Origin of the sequence: Vibrio mimicus CAIM 602 (assembly GCF_000338875.1) — a bacterium.
GTDB classification, from domain to species: domain Bacteria; phylum Pseudomonadota; class Gammaproteobacteria; order Enterobacterales; family Vibrionaceae; genus Vibrio; species Vibrio mimicus.
The window spans coordinates 1-16,109 of record NZ_AOMO01000028.1; the positions used below are offsets into that span (position 1 = coordinate 1).

General features: G+C 49.2%; 13 protein-coding genes and 1 pseudogene. 10 read left to right on the forward strand and 4 right to left on the reverse strand.

Annotation, left to right across the window (positions count from 1 at the left end; translation table 11 throughout):
* On the reverse strand, window positions 1–505 hold a 505-nt coding region (gene trhA / locus D908_RS11010; RefSeq protein WP_005524176.1), incomplete at its 3' end, for a PAQR family membrane homeostasis protein TrhA.
* A gap of 82 nt (window positions 506–587) precedes the next feature.
* The gene (locus D908_RS11005) at window positions 588–1,379 is read right to left on the reverse strand and encodes a sporulation protein (RefSeq protein WP_000008139.1); all 792 of its coding nucleotides are present in this window, start codon (window positions 1,377–1,379) and stop codon (window positions 588–590) included.
* Window positions 1,380–1,938: 559 nt separating this feature from the next.
* Here D908_RS11005 and D908_RS11000 point away from each other — a divergent pair.
* The 4 genes from D908_RS11000 to D908_RS10985 all read left to right on the forward strand — a co-directional run bounded on the left by D908_RS11000 (window position 1,939) and on the right by D908_RS10985 (window position 5,573).
* A complete protein-coding gene (locus D908_RS11000; RefSeq protein ID WP_000649658.1) occupies window positions 1,939–2,205 on the forward strand; it encodes a YihD family protein in 267 nt (88 codons plus the stop codon).
* A 263-nt stretch (window positions 2,206–2,468) separates the two neighbouring features.
* Window positions 2,469–3,893 (forward strand): cytochrome c oxidase accessory protein CcoG, encoded by a 1,425-nt coding sequence (ccoG, locus tag D908_RS10995; protein ID WP_005524178.1) that lies wholly within the window; start codon window positions 2,469–2,471, stop codon window positions 3,891–3,893.
* Window positions 3,894–3,940: 47 nt separating this feature from the next.
* Window positions 3,941–4,927, forward strand: coding sequence for a serine/threonine protein kinase (locus D908_RS10990; RefSeq protein ID WP_005524180.1), 987 nt, complete (start codon window positions 3,941–3,943; stop codon window positions 4,925–4,927).
* A gap of 31 nt (window positions 4,928–4,958) precedes the next feature.
* Window positions 4,959–5,573 (forward strand): thiol:disulfide interchange protein DsbA/DsbL, encoded by a 615-nt coding sequence (locus D908_RS10985; protein ID WP_005524181.1) that lies wholly within the window; start codon window positions 4,959–4,961, stop codon window positions 5,571–5,573.
* 61 nt (window positions 5,574–5,634) lie between these two features.
* On the opposite strand, the pseudogene D908_RS0119290 reads toward D908_RS10985, so the two are convergent.
* Together D908_RS0119290 and D908_RS10980 are read right to left on the reverse strand one after the other, a co-directional pair.
* A pseudogene (locus D908_RS0119290) lies at window positions 5,635–6,515 on the reverse strand (acyltransferase).
* Between the two features lie 90 nt (window positions 6,516–6,605).
* Window positions 6,606–8,129 carry a YifB family Mg chelatase-like AAA ATPase gene (locus D908_RS10980; RefSeq protein WP_000521794.1) on the reverse strand — a complete coding sequence of 508 codons (1,524 nt, stop codon included), beginning with the start codon at window positions 8,127–8,129 and terminating at the stop codon, window positions 6,606–6,608.
* Window positions 8,130–8,663: 534 nt separating this feature from the next.
* On the opposite strand from D908_RS10980, the gene ilvG reads away from it, so the two are divergent.
* The 6 genes from ilvG to acuI all read left to right on the forward strand — a co-directional run bounded on the left by ilvG (window position 8,664) and on the right by acuI (window position 16,092).
* Window positions 8,664–10,310 carry an acetolactate synthase 2 catalytic subunit gene (gene ilvG / locus D908_RS10975; RefSeq protein ID WP_005524182.1) on the forward strand — a complete coding sequence of 549 codons (1,647 nt, stop codon included), beginning with the start codon at window positions 8,664–8,666 and terminating at the stop codon, window positions 10,308–10,310.
* 11 nt (window positions 10,311–10,321) lie between these two features.
* Window positions 10,322–10,606: an acetolactate synthase 2 small subunit gene (gene ilvM, locus D908_RS10970; protein ID WP_001190201.1), complete on the forward strand. Its 285-nt coding sequence runs from the start codon at window positions 10,322–10,324 to the stop codon at window positions 10,604–10,606.
* An 11-nt stretch (window positions 10,607–10,617) separates the two neighbouring features.
* The gene (ilvE, locus tag D908_RS10965; protein WP_005524183.1) at window positions 10,618–11,556 is read left to right on the forward strand and encodes a branched-chain-amino-acid transaminase; all 939 of its coding nucleotides are present in this window, start codon (window positions 10,618–10,620) and stop codon (window positions 11,554–11,556) included.
* Between the two features lie 9 nt (window positions 11,557–11,565).
* A complete protein-coding gene (ilvD, locus tag D908_RS10960; RefSeq protein ID WP_005524184.1) occupies window positions 11,566–13,407 on the forward strand; it encodes a dihydroxy-acid dehydratase in 1,842 nt (613 codons plus the stop codon).
* A gap of 3 nt (window positions 13,408–13,410) precedes the next feature.
* A complete protein-coding gene (gene ilvA, locus D908_RS10955; protein ID WP_005524185.1) occupies window positions 13,411–14,943 on the forward strand; it encodes a threonine ammonia-lyase, biosynthetic in 1,533 nt (510 codons plus the stop codon).
* 168 nt (window positions 14,944–15,111) lie between these two features.
* Entirely contained in the window at window positions 15,112–16,092 is a 981-nt protein-coding gene (gene acuI, locus D908_RS10950; protein WP_005524186.1) for an acrylyl-CoA reductase (NADPH), read from the forward strand.
* Window positions 16,093–16,109 lie beyond the last annotated feature (17 nt).

Genomic DNA, 16,109 nt, shown 5'->3' on the forward strand with positions numbered 1-16,109 from the left:
AACCGCACGCCAACAACGTTAAACCACCAACATCCAGATGAATCGCTAACTGATAGATCACAATCAGCGATAACCACCCCATGGTGAGATAAGTAACCAAAGACAGTTTTTTGAATCGGTAGACAAAAGCAATTTTCATTAAGATGCCGATTAACGCTATGGACCAAATTACTATCATTAATCCAACCGCAAGTGGCGTTCTTAAACTCACTAATAAAAACGGCGTGTAGCTACCCGCAATCAATAGATAAATAGCGCAGTGGTCAAAGGTTTTTAGCCAACGCTTGGCTCGCTGATAAGGAATGGCGTGGTAAAGCGTAGAGGCCAAGAATAGAGCAATCATGCTGCCGCCATAAATGCTCATGCTGGTAATCGTCAACGCATCCGCTTGCTGATCGACCGCTTTCACTAACAACAGTACTAAGCCAACAATCCCTAAAATAAGGCCAACGCCATGGCTAATCGCATTGGCCACTTCTTCCTTAAAACCATAACTATTCGACATACACACCCAACCTGAGCCTGATACTTGGCGTTAGTATCGCATATTGAGCGTACATGTGTTAGCTAAAATTATGGCACATAAATCAGCAATTTTGATCGAGAAATGCGAGTACTTGCTCACCTGCTTCATGCGGTGACGTGTGTGAAGACAACGTTAAACGCCGCTTTAACTCTCCCCGACCGAGCAGGTTAGCCAACATGCCCGATGCGCCTCGTTGATAACGATCCACTTCAAACCAAAGCTGTAATGACTCTTTATCACGGTAAGCTACAATTTCTACTTCACGCCAGCGCCCATGGAAAGGCCCCGTTGTCGGCACAAATTCAAACTCTTGAACAAAGGGCAAAGCAAAGCCTTTAGCTTGCTCACACTCCACCTGACGTAAACGCAAACCTTGTGCTTCTAGAGCATTAAATATCCCATCCATCAAAGGATCGGGGCGTACTGTGAGAATATCTTTGTCTGTGGGATCCAGAGCCATGGCAATATCCAACCCCGTTTCGAGCCACACTTTGGCATCACCAATCGTCACCGGGGTATTCCAAGGCACTTCTAGCTCGATCTGAAAATCGCGTGTTTCCCCTGCTTCAATCGTAAATGCATACGGCAGTGACCAACTGGCGAGAGTATGCGTATGGGGAACGCGGCGAATTTGCTGACCCTGCTGCTGACCGCGATCGGAGGCCACTTCGGCAATGTAGCGACAACAGAGTTTGAGCTCGATGTTATCGATCGCTTGCTCTGTTGCGCCACCATAAACATGAATGGTGACCTTAACGGATTGGCCGGGGTAGAGCACTTCTTGCTGTAACACCGAATCAACCTTAGCGGAGCCAATCCCAAAACTGGCGAGGGTTTTCTTGATAAACGACATATACACCTCCTGTTGTGAGAATTGCATAGTAAAGGCTAAACCTTATCTCACTCAATCCACGTAATTGAAAATAAACATGACTCAAAATTGGTCAACTATCGATCATTTTAGCAACTGGTGCTACTCTATCTGCGATATGAATCCATATCATTATTCCTGTCTCATTGTTCGGATCGGCAATCGCCAAAAGAGCGAATCTTGGTCACGTCCTGTCATCAAGATCCACTCATAATGATTCAGGGTTTAGCATCGGCAATGGATATGCCTGACAGTTAGGTTATGTAATGCGCCCAACAACCGTCAGGTTTTCAAATACAAACCGTAGTGCAATGCGTCGCCGCAGTGGTTTTGCAGTGGCTCCCGTTGCGAGAAAAACAGCAACAGCCCCCACGCTGGTTGAAAGAAATGCGTTGACCGCATCCCCCGAAACCAAAGTGGTTCAGGCAGCTTAATTAGAAAGCGCAGTAATCCTGCGCTTTTTTCTTGTCGATGAATTGGTATTGCTCAGCGCTTTTGGTACCTTTAGCCACAAATCACTATAAAAATTGTGGAGAAAGTCATGAAATGCCATCGCGTAGAAGAACTACTGCAGCTGCTTGAGCCTGAGTGGCACAAAGATTCCGAACTCAACCTCATTCAATTTCTGCTTAAACTTGCCCAAGAAGCAGGTTATCAAGGCGCGCTCGAAGAACTAACTGACGATGTGCTGATCTACCATCTGAAAATGCGTAATAGCGCTAAAGATGAAGTGATCCCGGGACTGAAAAAAGATTATGAAGATGATTTCAAAACCGCCATTTTGCGCGCACGTGGCGTGATCAAATAAGTACTAGATGGCTTTATCAGCACTAAAATAGTGAAAGCGGCGCAAGCCGCTTTTTTATCACTTGGTTAATAGGGTGAAGAAATGTAAGGAAATTTGTTGTTAAAGGTTGATTGCCTTAAAGAAATAAACCTGTGATTAACGCTATAATTACGGACTAAAAAGTAATCAGCCCCCTCTTATCATTTTGCCCAAAAGAGGGAATGAGCAATGTATTTGAGTGTGAACAACAGAAATCACACCGAATGCCTGAAAAGGATAGTGTCATGAGTCAGGATAAAATCGATATAAAAGATGTGACTCCTAAAGTGTTTAATCCCAAGACCCATAAAGGCCAAGGTGGAGATCGCTTTAATCCAAGTAATCGCATCTATGTTCGAGAAAGTAAAGGTACCTATCAGAAACTGCGTCGCTATGGCGGTTGGTTTCTGCTCCTGTTGTTTGGATTAATCCCTTGGATCTCTTACGGCGAACGTCAGGCCATTTTATTGGATATTGGCCACCAGCAATTTAACTTTTTTGGAACTACCCTCTACCCACAAGATCTTACCCTGCTCGCACTGCTGTTTGTGATCGCCGCCTTTGGCCTGTTTTTTATCACCACCTTTTTAGGCCGAGTCTGGTGTGGCTATCTCTGCCCGCAAACCGTGTGGACCTTTATGTACATTTGGTTTGAAGAAAAACTGGAAGGCAATGCCAACAAAAGACGCAAGCAAGACAGCAGCCCAATGACCGCCGAACTTGCTGCACGTAAAACCCTCAAACACCTCGCGTGGTTTGCAATTGCTTTGGTCACAGGCTTCACTTTTGTCGGTTACTTTGTGCCAATTCGTGCATTAGTGATCGATTTCTTTACCTTCAATGCCACTTTCTGGCCTGTGTTCTGGGTAATGTTTTTTGCTGTATGTACCTACGGTAATGCGGGATGGATGCGCTCAATTATGTGTATCCATATGTGCCCTTATGCTCGCTTCCAGTCGGCCATGTTCGATAAAGATACGTTTATCGTTGGCTATAATGCAGCACGAGGAGAACAACGCGGCCCACGCTCTCGTAAAGCCGATCCTAAAGAACTTGGGTTAGGTGACTGTATTGACTGTGACCTCTGCGTTCAAGTGTGTCCAACAGGTATCGATATTCGTGATGGTTTGCAGTACGAATGTATTAACTGCGGGGCATGTATCGACGCTTGTGATAACACTATGGAACGTATGGGCTATGAGAAAGGGCTCATCAATTACACCACCGAGCATCGTCTTTCTGGCAAACACACCAAAGTAATGCGCCCGAAACTGCTTGGTTATGGTGCCGTATTATTGGTGATGATTGGGTTGTTCTTTGCCCAAGTAGCAGCCGTTGATCCTGTGGGTTTATCTGTCTTACGTGACCGTACTCAGCTGTTTAGAACCAACAGCTCTGGTGAGATTGAGAACACTTACAACTTAAAAGTGATCAACAAAACTCAACAACCTCAAACCTACCAACTCTCGGTAAAAGGGCTCGATCAAGTCTCTTGGTACGGCAAGCAAACCGTGGTTGTTCAGCCGGGTGAAGTTCTCAACCTTCCGATGAGTCTTGGGGTTAAACCGGAAAATCTCAGCTCTGCGGTAGCGACAATTCAGTTTATACTGCACGATGAAAGCCACCAATTTACCCTTGAAGTCGAGAGCCGATTTATTCAAAAGCTCTGACAATCACCAGCATGGTAAAGGGCTCAGTAATGAGCCCTTTTTATTCGATGACCCAAGCCACCTTTCACTTTGATGCTTTGACTCCAGATCTGATTTGGTATGCGCTGGAAAGTATTGGTATTCGTGCAGAGTCGGGCTTTTTGCCACTCAACAGCTACGAAAACCGTGTTTACCAATTTACCGATGAAGATCGCCGTCGCTTTGTGGTGAAATTCTATCGCCCACAGCGTTGGACTAACGAGCAGATCCAAGAAGAGCACGATTTCGCTTTAGAACTAGAGCAAGACGAGATCCCTATCGTTCCGCCACTGACCATCAATGGTGCCACCCTACATCACCACCAAGGCTACCGTTTTGCTCTGTTTAACAGCATGGGCGGACGCCAATACGAAGTGGATAACGAGCAGCATTTAGAGTGGGTCGGCCGTTTTCTTGGCCGTATTCACAAAGTGGGCGCCAGCAAGCCATTTATCCACCGCCCAACCATGTCGCTTGATGAGTATCTACATCAACCGAGGCATATTCTTGAGTACAGTAACTGTATTCCAGCCCATTTGCAGCGAGTGTTCTTTCACGATCTCGATTTACTGATCGCTGAAATAAAACAGCACTGGACGGCAACTCAGCCACAAATCCGCCTGCATGGAGACTGCCACCCTGGCAACATTCTGTGGCGTGATGGCCCAATGTTTGTCGATTTGGACGACGCGCGTAACGGCCCAGCAATTCAAGACTTATGGATGCTATTGCATGGTGATCGACAAGAAAAATTGCTGCAATTGGACATCTTGCTTGAAGGCTACCAAGAGTTTTGCGATTTTAATCATCAAGAATTGAAACTAATTGAGCCTTTGCGTGGTCTACGCATGGTGCACTACATGGCATGGCTCGCAAAACGCTGGCAAGATCCGGCTTTTCCAGTCGCATTTCCTTGGTTTAATGATGCGAAATACTGGGAAAATCAGGTTCTCGCGTTCAAAGAGCAGATTGCCGCTCTACAAGAACCCACGCTGTCACTGCAACCGCAGTGGTAAGCAAACACAATAAAATTCAATGGAGAAAAACATGAAAAAGCTGTTTGCACTGGTTGCACTGGTTGCAACCGTGATGTTAAGCGTTTCAGCCTATGCCGCTCAATTTAAAGAAGGTGAGCATTACCAAGTTCTTAAAACACCAATATCTTCTTCCCCAGTCGTGAGTGAATTTTTCTCATTCTACTGCCCACACTGTAATACCTTCGAACCTATCATTGCTCAATTGAAACAGCAGTTGCCTGAAGGGGCTAAGTTCCAGAAAAACCACGTATCCTTCATGGGTGGCAACATGGGTAAAGCAATGAGCAAAGCTTACGCGACTATGATTGCTCTGGAAGTGGAAGATAAAATGGTTCCTGTGATGTTTAACCGCATCCACACTCTACGTAAGCCACCAAAAGATGAACAAGAACTGCGCCAAATTTTCCTAGATGAAGGCGTTGATGCAGCGAAGTTTGATGCAGCCTACAACGGCTTTGCGGTTGACTCTATGGTGCGCCGTTTTGACAAACAGTTCCAAGACAGCGGTTTAACTGGTGTACCAGCGGTAGTTGTTAACAACCGCTATCTGGTACAAGGCCAGTCAGTAAAATCTCTCGATGAATATTTCGAACTGGTGAACTTCCTGCTGACCCAAAAGCAGTAATTCACTAGCCCACTTGAAGTGGTATAAAACAGAAGGGAGCCAATGGCTCCCTTCTGTTTCATTAAGACTTGTAAATCTGCTCTAAACGCTGATCTTTACGCTGCCAAACATCACTCAACCAAAGCTGGAACTGACGCTTAAACTGCTTGTCGTTGAAGTAATCACCTTGCACCTGTTCATCAACTGGTAGCAAATCAATGTGTACCACAATGCGCTGCATGCGCCCCATCAACAAGTCGCAAAAGGGTTTTGCACGGTTATCGGGATAAGCCAAAGTCACATCGATAATATGCTCGAACTGCTCGCCCATTGCGGCTAATGTGTAGGCAATGCCACCGGTTTTCGGCTGCAATAAATACTGATAACCCACATTGCTACCTTGCTGCTTCTGTGGGTTAAAACGCGTCCCTTCCACATAGTTCACTACTGTGGTGGGAACGGAACGGAATTTTTCGCATGAGCGACGCGTGGTGGCTAAATCTTGGCCGCGCTTATGCGGGTTACGCAACAGATACTCACGCGAATAGCGGCGCATAAACGGCATATCCAGCGCCCAACATGCCATGCCAATGAATGGCACATACAACAGTTGCTGCTTGAGGAAAAATTTCGGCATCGGGATGCGGTCTTTAAACACACAGCACAGCACCACGATATCCGTCCAACTCAGGTGATTGGAAATCAGCAGATACCAACCCTGCTTACTTAGGTTTCACCGCCTTGAATATCCCACTCAACCCGATTCGAAAGCTGCAAAACCCAAGCGTTGACACTCGCCCATGACCACATCACCCAGTTGGCGGCTTGCGTAGCCAGCGCTTTCCAAGCAGCGAATGGCAGTAAGAGTTTAATCAAAGCAATAAAGCAGATCAGCAGTGAATGGAATGCAGAGTTCATCACCACTAAAGTCACATTCAGTGCGAGGAGTAAGTAAGCCAACATAATTCTTGTGTTCTGGAGTGGGTAAAAAAACAGCGTGTGATTATACAAGCTTGTCATCGTAATGAAACATGAACAACGCAGGTCAGAGTACTAGACATTCTGCGCACTCAATTGCTTGAGTAGCCTATCCATCGCTCGATAACCTAACGCCTCCGCCAGATGTGGCCGAGCAATCTGCGCTTCACCTTGCAAATCAGCAATGGTTCGCGCCACTTTGATGATGCGGTGGTAAGCTCGAATAGATAAACCCAAGCGATGGAGCGCACTTTCCAAAAACTCGGCATCAGCTTTGACCAAAGGACAATATTGTTCAATTTCTCGGCTTTGCAGCAAGGCATTCACCTTACCAGAACGTACAAGCATTCGCTCCCGAGCAGCCAACACTCGCTGACGCACAGCCGCGGTGGATTCACCACGATCACCACCATTGGCCAAGGTGCCCTTTGGTAAGGCTGGGATCTCTATCGACATATCAAAGCGATCCAACAAAGGGCCAGAGAGCCTACTCAAATAGCGCAGAATACTCTGCGGATTAGCACGTGCCTGACTGCCCTCGTAATAGCCGGTTGGGCTTGGATTTAACGCGCCGACCAATTGAAAGCGCGCCGGAAAACGAGTTTTGCCTTGCGCACGAGAAATCACAATCTCACCCGATTCCAACGGTTCACGCAGAGAATCCAGTACTTTGCGCTCAAACTCCGGCATTTCGTCCAAAAACAGCAAACCATTATGGGCAAGAGAAATTTCACCGGGACGCGGAATGGTGCCACCACCGACTAAAGCCGCCATTGAGCTTGAATGGTGTGGCGAACGAAAAGGGCGCAATTTCCAGTTATGTTGGTTAATTTCTTGCTGCGTGAGGGACGCGATCGATGCCGTTTCCATCGCCTCTTCGTCACTCATTTCCGGCAATAAATCGCACAGGCGCGAAGCAAGCATGGTTTTACCCGTACCCGGAGGACCTAAAAACAGCAGGTTATGGTTTCCTGCCGCTGCAATTTCCAACGCACGCTTACCCTGTTGCTGACCAATAATATCCTGTAAATCGCGGGTAGTTGGCACCGCCAACACACTTGGTGCACTTTGAAACAGCGACAGGTTCTGCTGGCCACACAGATCGGCACATACTTCCAATAAGCTTTGCGCAGATTTATGCCGTTCACTCCCCACCAACGCAGCCTGATCACCATTACTGTGTGGTACCACTAAACAGCGATTGACTTGATTAGCAGCGAGTGCGGCAGGCAATACCCCTTTCACACCACGAATCTCACCCGATAGCGCCAATTCACCGATAAATTCGTAATTTTCAAGCTTAGTTCGCGCAATTTGATCCGAGGCGGCCAAAATTCCAAGTGCAATTGGAAGATCGAAACGTCCCCCCTCTTTGGGCAGATCAGCCGGTGCTAAATTGACCGTAATGCGTTTCGCCGGAAACTCAAATCGAGAGTTAATGATCGCGCTACGCACTCGATCCCGCGACTCTTTTACTGTAGTTTCCGGCAGACCAACCAAGGTGAAACCCGGCATTCCATTACTGATATGAACCTCAACCGTGACAGGTGGTGCCTGTACACCAATACTGGCGCGGCTGTGAATGATCGCAAGTCCCATTGCATCCCTTAGTGTTTGATCAAAAAAGCATTCATCGCCCGAATGAAATGGCGATAAAAAGCACAGAACAGGTTATATAGCGTGACGAGATAAAACGGGAATGTGAAAAAAGAATGAGTTTTTGCTTGTCATGTAATGAAGATGTGTGTTAACACTAGAAGCGCAAACACATTGGTAAGATATTAGTTCAACCTTAAAAACGAATTTACTATGAACTTGAACGCTCGCATTAACTCTCTGATTAGCCTAATTATCGTGGTCATTCTAATGACGACGCGGGGGCGAGTGGGCGAAAAATAAGTAACCGAATCCAAGAAACCCCCGCACTGAAAAGTCCGGGGGTTTTTTTACAACTCAGACAGACCAAAAAAAGCACATTCTGAATAAGTTACACCCAGCAACTGATGAATACCGAATCGGTAACCATAAGTCGGGATAACCTCAGAATTCGCAGGAAGAATGGGAGCAGCACATGAAGTGCAAACACAACACACAGGAAGGCAGCGACACGTATTGTTGCCATAAGGGGGCACGATGACCGGAGCACAGTTAGTCGTTGCCGCATTAAAACAACAGGGCATCAAAACCGTTTTTGGTTACCCTGGCGGCGCTATCATGCCAATTTATGATGCGCTGTATGACGGAGGTGTCGAACACATCCTCTGCCGCCATGAACAAGGTGCGGCCATGGCTGCGATTGGTATGGCGCGCTCAACTCAGAAAGTAGCAGTGTGCATGGCCACTTCTGGCCCTGGAGCCACCAACTTGGTTACGGGTTTGGCCGATGCCTTTCTTGATTCCGTTCCCCTCGTCGCCATCACTGGGCAAGTTGCCAGCTCACACATCGGCACCGATGCGTTTCAAGAGATGGATGTGATCGGCATGTCGCTCTCTTGTACCAAACACAGCTACTTAGTCACCGACATCAACGAGCTGGCACCAACTCTGGCAGAAGCGTTTGAAGTTGCAAAAACTGGTCGTCCCGGCCCAGTGTTGGTAGACATAGCCAAAGACGTACAGCTCGGCAAAGCGCCGGTCTCCGCTTTGCCAAGCTTTACTCCACCCGCCATGCCACACGTGGATGCAACACAACTGGCGAATGCGCAAGCCCTACTTGCACAAAGCAAACGCCCTGTATTGTATGTGGGTGGCGGTGTACAACTGGCGAATGCAACAGACACAGTGCGTGAGTTTTTACGCCTAAACCCTATGCCTTCAGTGAGCACACTCAAAGGCTTGGGAACCATTGAGCGTCACGACCCACACTATCTCGGCATGCTGGGCATGCACGGCACCAAAGCGGCAAACTTGATCGTACAAGAGTGTGATCTACTGATCGCGGTTGGTGCACGTTTCGATGACCGTGTGACTGGCAAGCTTGATACGTTTGCCCCTCACGCCAAAGTGATCCATGTCGATATTGATGCGGCAGAGTTTAACAAACTGCGCCATGCCCATGCTGCACTGCGCGGTGATATCAACCTCATCCTGCCACAGTTGGAATTGAGCCACGACATCTCCCCTTGGGTACATCATAGCGAGAGTCTGCGTAGTGGGTTCAAATGGCGCTACGATCATCCGGGCGACAACATTTTCGCGCCACTGCTGCTCAAGCAGCTATCGGACATGATGCCGGATTCAGCGATCGTCTCAACCGATGTCGGCCAACACCAAATGTGGGCAGCGCAGCACATTCAGCCACGCGCACCACAAAACTTCATCTCGTCCGCAGGCCTTGGCACCATGGGCTTTGGCTTACCTGCTGCTATGGGTGCTGCGGTTGCGCGTCCTGACGATCAATCCATCCTGATCAGCGGTGATGGCTCTTTCATGATGAACGTGCAAGAGCTTGGCACGCTGAAGCGTCGCCAGATCCCAGTCAAGATGGTGCTGCTGGATAACCAACGTTTGGGCATGGTGCGCCAATGGCAATCGCTGTTTTTTGATGGCCGCCACAGCGAAACCATTTTGGATGACAACCCTGATTTCGTGATGCTGGCCAAAGCCTTCAACATCCCCGGCAAAACCATCAGCCGCAAAGAAGAAGTGGAACCTGCGCTGCGTGAAATGCTCGCCAGCAAGACCGCTTATCTGCTGCACGTGCTGATTGATGAAGAAGAGAACGTGTGGCCATTGGTGCCACCGGGCGCATCCAACACTGACATGCTTGAGAACACCTAGGGAGAGGCCACATGCAACGTTATCTACTCGATATTAAAGCGGACGATAAACCGGTTTTATTAGAGCGCGTTTTGCGCGTGACGCGTCATCGTGGATTTGTCATCAAGCAAGTCGCGGCAACCCAAAATCATGAAAGCAAAATCGCCAGCGTTGAGATCATTGTCGACAGTGACAGACCGATCACGACCCTGACCAATCAAATTGAAAAACTGTGGGATGTGCGTACTGTGGAAGTCACAGCGATCAGAAATGACGAGCTGCCCAATAACAACTTACAACAAAAGATTTGCGCATAAGGAAGGCAATCATGGCAACAAAAACTGCTGATTATATTTGGTTCAATGGCGAGATGATCCCATGGGCGAATGCGACCGTTCACGTACTCACCCATGCAATGCACTACGGCACTTCGGTGTTTGAAGGCGTTCGCTGCTACAACACTCCAAAAGGCCCTATCATCTTCCGCCATCGCGAACACGCGCAGCGCCTGCTTGATTCAGCCAAAATCTACCGCTTCCCAATCCCCTATTCGATTGAGACCATCATGGAAGCGACGCGCGAAACCTTACGCGTCAATAAACTCGATAACGCTTACATTCGCCCACTGGCGTATGTGGGTAACGTGGGTCTTGGCGTGTGTCCGCCAGTCGGCACCGAAATGGATCTGATGATTGCCGCTTTCTCTTGGGGTGCTTACCTCGGCGAAGAAGCGCTAGAAAATGGCGTGGATGCCATGGTTTCAAGCTGGCATCGCGCGGCACCGAACACCATTCCAACCGCGGCAAAAGCGGGCGGTAACTACCTATCTTCTCTACTGGTTGGTGGTGAAGCACGTCGCCACGGCTACGCGGAAGGTATTGCGCTGAGTGTTGATGGTTATCTCTCTGAAGGCGCGGGCGAAAACATTTTCGTGGTGAAAAATGGCGTAATACTAACCCCTCCGACCACCAGCTCCATCCTACCAGGCATTACTCGTGATTCGATCATGACGCTGGCACGCGACATGGGTTATGAAGTACGTGAAGCCAACATCTCCCGTGAAGCACTCTATCTGGCTGATGAGATTTTCATGACAGGCACAGCAGCCGAAGTGGTTCCGGTGCGTAGCGTGGATAAGATCACCGTTGGCTCAGGTAAACGCGGCCCAATCACCAAAGTGGTACAAGATGCTTACTTTGGCCTGTTCAAAGGCACCACGGAAGATAAGTGGGGCTGGTTGGATTACGTTTACCCAGAAGCGAAGTAAGGAGTTTCCATGCCTAAATACCGTTCCGCCACGACCACACACGGACGTAATATGGCGGGTGCGCGCGCATTATGGCGCGCCACTGGCGTCAAAGAGGAAGATTTTGGTAAGCCGATCATTGCGGTGGTCAACTCCTTTACTCAATTTGTTCCCGGCCATGTGCATTTAAAAGATCTCGGCCAACTGGTTGCGCGCGAAATTGAAGCCGCAGGCGGCATTGCCAAAGAATTCAACACCATTGCGGTCGATGATGGTATCGCTATGGGCCACGGCGGCATGCTCTACTCGCTGCCATCACGTGAACTGATCGCCGATTCCGTCGAATACATGGTCAACGCGCACTGCGCCGATGCCATGGTGTGTATCTCCAACTGTGACAAAATCACTCCGGGAATGCTGATGGCGGCGATGCGCCTCAATATTCCGGCGATCTTCGTCTCCGGCGGCCCGATGGAAGCGGGGAAAACCAAGCTTTCTGACCAAATCATCAAGCTCGACTTGGTCGATGCCATGATGCAAGGCGCCGATCCAAAAGTATCGGATGCACAGAGTGAGCAGATCGAACGCTCAGCGTGTCCAACTTGCGGCTCTTGCTCGGGGATGTTTACCGCCAACTCGATGAACTGTTTGACCGAAGCGCTGGGTCTCTCTCAGCCGGGTAACGGCTCACTACTCGCCACTCATGCCGATCGCAAACAGCTATTTTTGAGCGCAGGGCAACGCATTGTTGAGCTGACCAAACGCTACTACGAGCAAGATGATGCTTCGGCTCTGCCACGCAATATTGCCAACAAAGCGGCGTTTGAAAACGCGATGGCGCTGGACATTGCGATGGGTGGCTCCACCAACACGGTGTTACACCTGTTGGCAGCAGCGCAGGAAGGCGATGTTGCGTTTGATATGACCGATATCGATCGCATGTCTCGCCAAGTGCCGCACCTATGTAAAGTCGCGCCTTCCACTCAGAAATACCATATGGAAGATGTGCACCGCGCAGGCGGTGTGATGGGGATTTTGGGTGAGCTGCAACGTGCAGGCCTACTCAACGATCAAACCCGCACCGTACTGGGTATTTCACTGCAAGAACAGCTTGCACAATACGATGTGAAACAGAGCGAAAACCAAGCCGTACGTACTATGTTCCGCGCAGGTCCTGCGGGTATTCGCACCACCCAAGCTTTCTCGCAAGATTGTCGCTGGGATACGCTAGATGACGATCGCCAAGAGGGTTGTATCCGTGATAAAGCGCATGCTTACAGTCAAGATGGCGGCCTTGCCGTGCTGAAAGGCAACTTGGCGCTGGATGGCTGTATCGTAAAAACCGCTGGCGTGGATGAAAGTATCCTCAAATTCCGTGGCCCTGCCGTGGTATTTGAAAGTCAGGAAGATGCCGTCAGCGGCATTCTTGGCGGCCAAGTCAAAGCCGGCGATGTCGTGGTCATTCGTTATGAAGGTCCAAAAGGTGGTCCGGGCATGCAAGAGATGCTCTACCCAACCACTTACCTCAAATCGATGGGACTGGGTAAACAGTGCGCTCTGCTGACCGATGGTCGCTTCTCGGGTGGCACGTCCGGCTTGTCGATTGGTCACGCCTCTCCGGAAGCCGCCAATGGCGGTACGATTGGCTTGGTACGCAGTGGCGACAGCATCGCGATTGATATTCCAAACCGCTCGATCACGCTGGAAGTCAGCGAATCTGAGCTGGCGGTTCGTCGTGCTGAGCAAGATAAACTCGGCTGGAAACCAGTGGATCGCCAACGTACCGTTTCTTTGGCGCTCAAAGCCTATGCCAGCATGGCAACCAGTGCAGACAAAGGTGCAGTGCGCGATAAGTCCAAACTTGAGGGCTAAGCCATGGGGTTAACCAATCAAACTGGCGCAGATTATCTGCGCCAGATCTTGCGATCTCCGGTGTATGAAGTGGCTAACGTCACGCCACTGCAAACCATGCCGCGCCTTTCAGCGCGTATTGGTAACCAAGTGCAGATCAAACGTGAAGATCGCCAGCCGGTGCACTCGTTTAAACTGCGCGGCGCTTACAACATGGTGTCGCATCTGAGTGAAGCACAGAAAGCCGCGGGCGTGATAGCGGCTTCCGCAGGCAACCATGCTCAAGGTATGGCGCTGTCGGGGACTAAACTTGGCATCAAAACCACCATCGTCATGCCACGCACCACGCCGGACATTAAAGTTGAAGCGGTACGCGGATTTGGCGGCGAAGTGCTGCTGCACGGCAGCAATTTCGATGAAGCCAAAGCCGAAGCCGAACGTTTAGCTAAAGAGCAAGGCTACACTTTTGTGCCACCGTTCGATCACCCTTTGGTGATCGCAGGTCAAGGCACGATTGGCATGGAAATGCTGCAACAAAATGGCCACTTGGATTACATTTTTGTGCCGGTCGGTGGCGGTGGTTTAGCCGCTGGAGTTGCGGTTTTGGTGAAACAGTTGATGCCGGAGATTCAAGTCATTGCAGTTGAGCCAGAAGACTCTGCCTGCCTCAAAGCCGCTTTGGATGCGGGTAAACCTGTGGTGCTGGATCAAGTCAGCATGTTTGCTGATGGTGTCGCAGTAAAACGAATTGGCGATGAAACATTTCGCCTTTGCCAGCAGTACATTGATGGGCACGTGACGGTTTCCAGTGATGAAATCTGCGCTGCGGTGAAAGACATCTTTGAAGATACGCGTGCGATCGCTGAACCTTCTGGCGCATTGGCGCTGGCTGGGCTGAAAAAATTCGCCGAACAGCAGCAACTCAAAGGCAAACAGCTGGGTACGGTACTTTCTGGTGCCAACACCAATTTCCACGGTTTGCGTTATGTTTCTGAACGCTGCGAATTGGGTGAAAAACGCGAAGGCTTACTCGCGGTGACCATTCCAGAGTGCAAAGGGGCGTTTTTCGACTTCTGCCAAATTATTGGTAACCGTGCAGTCACCGAATTTAACTACCGTTACAGTGATGACCAACTGGCCAATATTTTTGTCGGTGTGCGTTTAGTCGGCGGCCCAGATGAGCTGAAATCCATCATTCACGAGCTGCGCCAATCCGGCTATCCGGTACAAGATCTCTCCGATGATGAAATGGCCAAGCTGCACATTCGTTACATGATTGGCGGGCGTCCTTCCAAACCGTTGACCGAGCGTTTGTACAGCTTTGAGTTTCCTGAATACCCCGGCGCACTACTCAAATTCTTGAGCATGCTCGGCACCCACTGGAACATCAGCTTGTTCAACTACCGCAACCACGGTGCAGACTACGGCCGTGTGTTGTGTGGCTTTGAATTGGATACACCAGATTTAGGGCGTTTCTCAGAACACTTAGTGGAACTTGGTTATCGGTATAAAGATGAAACAGATAACCCCGCTTACCGTTTTTTCCTCGCCAAATAGTCTCCGCCCCACCTTGTTGTGGGGCTTTTTCTTACTTTCTACAACCAAAAACAGCACCCCTACCAACACTATGCACATTAAGCATAGATATAATGCTAAAGTTTCATTTAATTCATAAAACAATCAGAACTAGACTAGAGTTAATGTTTACCACGTGTGGAGAACCCCATGTTTCAAGCTTTGATTTTAAATCAGCAAGATAAACGTACTTTAGCTAGCGTCGAACAGATTGACGAAACCCAGTTGCCGGATGGAGAGGTGCTCATCGCTGTCGACTATTCCTCACTCAACTACAAAGATGGCTTAGCGATCACTGGCAAAGGCAAAATTATTCGTCAATTCCCAATGGTTCCAGGCATAGATTTGGCGGGTAAAGTGATCAGCTCAGAAGATGCACGCTACCAACCGGGTGATGAAGTGGTACTGACTGGCTGGGGAGTAGGTGAAAACCACTGGGGTGGTATGGCGCAGAAAGCGCGTCTTAAAGCAGATTGGCTAGTCCCTATGCCACAAGGTTTCACAAGTAAACAAGCCATGATGATCGGGACTGCTGGCTTTACCGCTATGTTGTGTGTGCAAGCCTTGCTTGATGGAGGCATCAAACCAGAAGATGGCGAAATCTTGGTCACAGGTGCCAGTGGTGGCGTGGGTTCAGTCGCTGTCACCCTGTTGGCAGCACTAGGTTACCAAGTGGTCGCGGTCACAGGCCGAGTGGAACAAAATGGCTCGCTATTAGAAAAACTTGGCGCTAGCCGCATCATTGACCGCAGCGAATTTGAAGAACCCACTCGTCCATTAGAAAAGCAGCTGTGGGCAGGTGCCATTGATACTGTGGGCAGCAAAGTTCTAGCAAAATTACTGGCTCAAATGGATTACAACGGCATAGTGGCTGCTTGTGGTTTAGCGGGCGGTTTCGATCTACCGACCACAGTGATGCCGTTTATTCTCCGTAACGTACGCCTACAAGGGGTGGATTCAGTTAACTGCCCATTGGAAAAACGTATTGCAGCGTGGGAAAAACTGGTCGAACTGCTTCCTGCGAGTTACTTTGAGCAAGCGTGTACCGAAATTACTCTAGAGCAAGCCGTGCAATATGCAGAAGACATCACTAATGGTCAGGTGACAGGCCGCGTGGTGATTAAATTGTAATTTCATCCACTCAAGGC

Excerpts from the sequence above, each read along its gene's own strand:
- D908_RS11005 (WP_000008139.1), bottom strand. The coding sequence starts at position 1,379 with ATGTCGTTTATCAAGAAAACCCTCGCCAGTTTTGGGATTGGCTCCGCT.
- D908_RS11000 (WP_000649658.1), top strand. The coding sequence starts at position 1,939 with ATGAAATGCCATCGCGTAGAAGAACTACTGCAGCTGCTTGAGCCTGAG.
- ccoG (WP_005524178.1), top strand. The coding sequence starts at position 2,469 with ATGAGTCAGGATAAAATCGATATAAAAGATGTGACTCCTAAAGTGTTT.
- D908_RS10990 (WP_005524180.1), top strand. The coding sequence starts at position 3,941 with ATGACCCAAGCCACCTTTCACTTTGATGCTTTGACTCCAGATCTGATT.
- D908_RS10985 (WP_005524181.1), top strand. The coding sequence starts at position 4,959 with ATGAAAAAGCTGTTTGCACTGGTTGCACTGGTTGCAACCGTGATGTTA.
- D908_RS10980 (WP_000521794.1), bottom strand. The coding sequence starts at position 8,129 with ATGGGACTTGCGATCATTCACAGCCGCGCCAGTATTGGTGTACAGGCA.
- ilvG (WP_005524182.1), top strand. The coding sequence starts at position 8,664 with ATGACCGGAGCACAGTTAGTCGTTGCCGCATTAAAACAACAGGGCATC.
- ilvM (WP_001190201.1), top strand. The coding sequence starts at position 10,322 with ATGCAACGTTATCTACTCGATATTAAAGCGGACGATAAACCGGTTTTA.
- ilvE (WP_005524183.1), top strand. The coding sequence starts at position 10,618 with ATGGCAACAAAAACTGCTGATTATATTTGGTTCAATGGCGAGATGATC.
- ilvD (WP_005524184.1), top strand. The coding sequence starts at position 11,566 with ATGCCTAAATACCGTTCCGCCACGACCACACACGGACGTAATATGGCG.
- ilvA (WP_005524185.1), top strand. The coding sequence starts at position 13,411 with ATGGGGTTAACCAATCAAACTGGCGCAGATTATCTGCGCCAGATCTTG.
- acuI (WP_005524186.1), top strand. The coding sequence starts at position 15,112 with ATGTTTCAAGCTTTGATTTTAAATCAGCAAGATAAACGTACTTTAGCT.